Here is a 4,885-nt window from a genome sequence, read left to right as displayed (position 1 = left end):
GCGGTCAGCAACCCTTGCGCCGGGTGGCCCATTTGCCAGTCCACGCGCGTTCGCCCCGGCAGGTCGACACTGCCTTCGAAGCGTACTCCGCCGCCCTCGGGGGCCTCGCTGCGCAGGTCGCCAAGTGGCCCCGTTGCGCCGGTCTGCAAACGGGTGACAGCGGCCTCGAGCGCCGCCACGCGCGCAGCTAAATCCTGGGGGCCTGGCATTGAATCCTTTCGTGGCATACGCTATTCCGTTCTAGCGTATCACGGGCACCATCCCGCCTGTCAACAGCCCTTTCAGACACGAGGCCACAGCCATGGATGACGCGATCGCGACCGACGAGCTGGTGAAGGTCTACGGCACCACCCGGGCGCTGGATGGGGTCAGCCTGCGCGTTCCGCGCGGGCAGGTATGCGGGCTGCTGGGGCCGAACGGGGCGGGCAAGACGACCTTCGTGCGCGTGCTCTCGACACTAATCCGGCCCACGGGCGGGCGGGCAATTCTGCTGGGCCATGATGTGGTGGCCGACCCGGGCGCGGTGCGTGCGCGGATCTCGCTGACCGGGCAGTTCGCCTCGGTAGACGAGGATCTGACCGGGCGCGAGAACCTGATGTTGCTGGCGCGGCTGCTCGGGCTTTCAGGGGTGCTGGCGCGGGCACGCTGCGCCGAGCTTCTGGAGGCGTTCGAGTTGACCGATGCGGCCGGGCGACAGGTGCGCGGCTATTCGGGCGGCATGCGGCGGCGGCTGGACATCGCCGCGTCGATGATCGCGCGACCCGAGCTTCTGTTTCTCGATGAGCCCACCACCGGGCTCGACCCGCGCGCCCGCGCCGATGTTTGGGCCATCATACGGCGGCTGGCGCGGTCGGGCACCACGGTGCTGCTGACGACGCAATACCTGGAAGAGGCCGACCAACTGGCCGAGCGCATCGCCGTCATCGACCACGGGCGGGTGATCGCCGAGGGCACGGCGCCCGAGTTGAAAGCGCGTGTGGGCAGTGGCGTGCTGCGGCTGACGCTGCGCACCCGCGCAGACGCAGCGCAGGCAGTCGGGATCGCCTCGCGGCTTGGGCTGGAGGCGCATGGATCCGACGACCCCCGCCTTCTGGAGGTCCCGCTGACCGATGGAGCGGCCGCGCTGCCGCTGCTGTCGGCGCTGGCGGCCGAGGGCATCCCGCCACTCGATTTCGCCTATGGCCAGCCGAGCCTCGATGCGGTGTTCTTCGCGCTGACTGGCCACGGCGCGGACCACGAACATGAGGTCACGCCGTGAACCCCCGCGACACCCGCCTTGACCGCGCCCTTGGATCGGACACGCCGCCCGCACCGGGGCCGCGCCGGTCTTGTCAGAAGAAACTATTGTGATACGCTGATGACCGGTTGGTTGCGAAGTTTCTCGGCGCGCATTCATGGCTTTTGCCTTGAATACCAGTTTTCTTTACCCCAGCGCCCACCGAAGGAGCAAAGAAGGCTATCTTGGCGCGATTCCTCTGACAATGCCCGAGGAAGTCCTCCTCATGCAGCGCATGGATCTCGTAGCCCCAGTTCGCCTTGCGCGCCGAGGTGGTGCCGTAGGCGATCAGCGCGAAGCGCAGGCCCGCCAGTTCCTCGATCTCGAGGACGAGGCAGGGCCTCGGCTTGGGCGCGGCCGAAGGGTCCGCTTGGGACAGCGGAAACCGGAAGGTTACGATGTCGCCGGGCGACAGATGCGCCTGCCAGGCAGGCGTCATCGTTAGGGTGATTGCAGTGCTGTCGAGCATGGTCGGTTCCTTGATTGCGGTTGTCCGACGCGCCGATCCTTCCCTTTCCTATCGGCCGGGGGCTTTCGTCGTGCGCGTCAAGAGGCGCGCGCACGAGGAAAGGAACCGGCTGGGGTAGTGTCTGACGAGCTTGGCCAATGAGCAATGACAGAAGGGCACCTTTAAAATTCCCGAATCCCAAACCGATCTTGCGCAAACTCAAAGCGTTACCACAGAACTTCGGCCGCTTGATCGATTTTAGCGAGGTGCCCAGAAACAAAACGCGCAAGGATCGCGCTTGATGCATTTTTTAAAAGGCCTGCCTGCTCATTTATGAAATTTCTCGAGGGCCAACACGCTACTGCGCCGTGTCTCCAATAACGCCTTCAGTGATGTCAACCTGCTCCAACGGTTCCCCTTTCAAGTCAACACTGTTGCAAGAATTAAAATGCACAGCAACTAGTTTTGTAGGATGATAATTAAAATCTACGCTGATTGGGTGAGATACGCGGCGAAACTCAAGCAAAGATAACTCGGAGAGCTCACTTAAGTGGTCACAAGAAAAATGTCTGCACGCATTTAGAAACAATGTCTCAACCGCCGGGAAAAGCGTGGAAATAGTTTTAAAATTAAAATCGGAGCAACCATCAAGTTCGAGTGTTGAGCATTTGTCAAACCGACGAACCTGTACACTGTCGATCATCTTCCGCCAATCTGAACTTGACGCAAACTGGATCGATACATCCCGGCAATTGGGAAGAAAATCCCATCCAACAAACCGTGACTCATCAAACGGAAATCTAAGTCCAACAGATCGCGAAATCAATTCACGGAGCGTTTGATTGGTAAGATCGTTTGAATCCAGAAAAAATTTTCTACGATATGATCCGTTTTTGACTCTCTGAAGCAAGGCAAAATGCTCTGGAACGGGGACGCGGCCAGACTGGTTAATTGCGTGAATCAAGTCGATAGAACCAAGTCTTTCGTACCCTTGACGCAATAACGTAGAGCATCTCGAATCTTGATGTTTCGCGAGAAACGTGCCCGCGGCCTCTTGAAGCTCAACTTTATGGTTCTTTAGGTTCGCAAAGCAAAGAATGTCTTGGAAGTACTCGTATGGCAGTGGCATTATCTCATTTATATATGATACGTGCATCGGCGGAAGAAGCTCTGAAGCTAGAAAATCAAAGCTTTGTCGAAAGTCCTCCGGATACTGCGAAGTCGGAGACAGGAGAGAAGCAATCCGGCCAGCAAGACGTCTTCTTTCTTCTCGCCTTGTGCGTCCGCCTCCCTTCGTCTTCTCCTTGACAAACTCCACCATCTCAAAAACGAGCTTTCCAGCGAAATAGGTGCCACCGGTAGGCGTGTCCATGCAAAAGCCAAGCGTGGAGATCCACTGATCATTGAGAATTCTTGTTCTTATCCCGTGGGCTCCTCTATTGAGAACTGTTTCGTTTGCTGCCAAGTATTCCATGAAGCTCCGATGTACGAAGTCAACTCGGTCCAATGCAGGCTCTCGGACTATTGCGCAGCGCTCAATCAGAAACTCGAGAACCTTCTCGGGTGCAGCATTGACTTCGCGGGTTCGATCGATCCACTTATCGATAATCGATATTACAACCTGTCGCGACGTCTCAATACTTTGGCCAGAAGAGCCGTCAGCGCCTTCTTGCATTTCAAGCGCGATAGCCTGCAAGACCGCCTGGCGCTGCGTAAGTGAAAAGCTTTCGAACTCGCGTGGCCCCCTTACTCGCCTCCGCTCATCCCGTGTTGCTAACAGTAGGTTGGTCGCTTTCTCGTATAGCGCTCTACGCGAGGTGGGCAAATTGCCGTCATCAAGGTACACCGGAGCGGGAGTTGCTCGACGTCCGGATCGTCTCTGCCGATGGCCGACCGTTCAGCTGCGTGGGCGACATCCCGGTGCGCCCTCATGCGGCAATAGACGACTTTCAGCGCCCTGGACCGCTCCCCGACGGGGTCGTCGTCTGCGACATGTACGTCGCTGTGACCGCAGTGCCCACGGGCCGCTACCCGCGCGCATGCGCTTGGTTGCGCGACATGCTGGCGGCCGGTGTGTTGCTGTCGTCCGTCTGCTCAGGGGCGCTCGTCCTCGCCGATGCAGGGGTGCTGGACGGACGCGAAGCGACGGCCCATTGGGCGTATCGAGACATGTTCCACCAGTACTACCCTAAGGTCACGTTCCTGGAGAGCGCGGCGCTCTGTCTGAAGGCCGAGGACGCCGGCATCGTCACAGCGGGCGCCGTCAGTGCCTGGCACGATCTCGCCTTCTATCTGATCGCGCGGTACTGCGGTTACCGGCATGCAGTCGACACCGCGAAAGTCTTCCTGATGACCGACCACGTCGAGGGCCAGTCCCCCTACGCCGTCATGACCCGTCCGATGGAGGTGAAGGACGCTCTGATCGCCGAATGCCAAGCCTGGATCGCCGAGAACTATGAGAGGGTGAACCCCGTCGAGCAGATGGTGGAGCGGTCCGGCCTGCGCGCCCGCACCTTCGCCCGCCGGTTCAGGTCCGCGACAGGCTACACGCCAATGGACTATGTCCAGGCCATGCGGATCGAGGAAGCCAAGCAAACGCTCGAGCGCGACCAGCGCCCGATTGACGAGATCGCCGCCTTGGTCGGCTACGAGGATGGATCCTCGTTTCGGCGCGTGTTCAAGAAGCGCGTCGGCATTAGCCCCGCCACCTACCGCAAGAAGTTCCAAAGCCTCGCCGCACTCGCGAGCGCGTACTCGTTGGAACGCACCCCAGCTCGAGGTCAAGGTATCGGCGCTCAATCCGGGCCTGACCGACCTGCTGGCGCGTACCGATGACGGCAAGTCGATACCGGTCGCGCGGCTGAACATCGCGGGGCAGTGTCAGCGCAAAGTCCTTGAGCGGGGCAGGGCGGTCGCGTAGGTTCGGACGATGCCAAGATCGAACCCGTTCCGCTACTTCAAGACCAGCCCCGAGATCATTCGCCTTGCTGTGATGCTCTACATCCGTTTCCCGCTCTCGTTGCGAAACGTGGAGGACTTGCGGCTTTGTCAGAGGAACTGCCTTTGATGCGATGATGATCGGTTGGTTGTTCAGGTTCTCGGCGCGCATTCATGGCTTATGCCTTGAATACCAATATTCTTTTCCCCAAGGTCCACCTAGA

The 4,885-nt window shown here is 59.5% G+C and carries 6 protein-coding genes and 1 pseudogene; 4 read left to right on the top strand and 3 right to left on the bottom strand.

Going from position 1 to position 4,885, the window contains the following annotated elements; genetic code table 11:
- On the bottom strand, window positions 1–209 hold a 209-nt coding region (locus IM708_RS20295), incomplete at its 3' end, for a hypothetical protein (protein ID WP_209428380.1).
- A gap of 92 nt (window positions 210–301) precedes the next feature.
- Here IM708_RS20295 and IM708_RS20290 point away from each other — a divergent pair.
- On the top strand, window positions 302–1,258 hold the full coding sequence (locus IM708_RS20290; protein ID WP_209428379.1) for an ATP-binding cassette domain-containing protein: 957 nt from the start codon (window positions 302–304) through the stop codon (window positions 1,256–1,258).
- Between the two features lie 73 nt (window positions 1,259–1,331).
- On the opposite strand, the gene IM708_RS21485 is transcribed toward IM708_RS20290, so the two are convergent.
- Window positions 1,332–1,745: a hypothetical protein gene (locus IM708_RS21485; protein WP_245243359.1), complete on the bottom strand. Its 414-nt coding sequence runs from the start codon at window positions 1,743–1,745 to the stop codon at window positions 1,332–1,334.
- A gap of 337 nt (window positions 1,746–2,082) precedes the next feature.
- Window positions 2,083–3,198: a hypothetical protein gene (locus tag IM708_RS20280; protein WP_209428378.1), complete on the bottom strand. Its 1,116-nt coding sequence runs from the start codon at window positions 3,196–3,198 to the stop codon at window positions 2,083–2,085.
- 9 nt (window positions 3,199–3,207) lie between these two features.
- Here IM708_RS20280 and IM708_RS20275 point away from each other — a divergent pair, with 9 nt between their 5' ends.
- The 3 genes and pseudogenes from IM708_RS20275 to IM708_RS21480 all read left to right on the top strand — a co-directional run.
- Entirely contained in the window at window positions 3,208–3,444 is a 237-nt protein-coding gene (locus IM708_RS20275; RefSeq protein WP_209428377.1) for a hypothetical protein, read from the top strand.
- Between the two features lie 137 nt (window positions 3,445–3,581).
- Window positions 3,582–4,559: a helix-turn-helix domain-containing protein gene (locus tag IM708_RS20270; protein ID WP_209428376.1), complete on the top strand. Its 978-nt coding sequence runs from the start codon at window positions 3,582–3,584 to the stop codon at window positions 4,557–4,559.
- 94 nt (window positions 4,560–4,653) lie between these two features.
- Window positions 4,654–4,764: pseudogene (locus IM708_RS21480) on the top strand (IS6 family transposase); the annotation flags it as partial.
- Between the last annotated feature and the right edge of the window lie 121 nt (window positions 4,765–4,885).

It is taken from the genome of Pararhodobacter sp. SW119 (assembly GCF_017811755.1).
Taxonomy (GTDB): domain Bacteria; phylum Pseudomonadota; class Alphaproteobacteria; order Rhodobacterales; family Rhodobacteraceae; genus Pararhodobacter.
The sequence above is the reverse complement of the archived record's forward strand: the minus strand, read 5'-3'. Positions and strand labels throughout refer to the sequence as shown.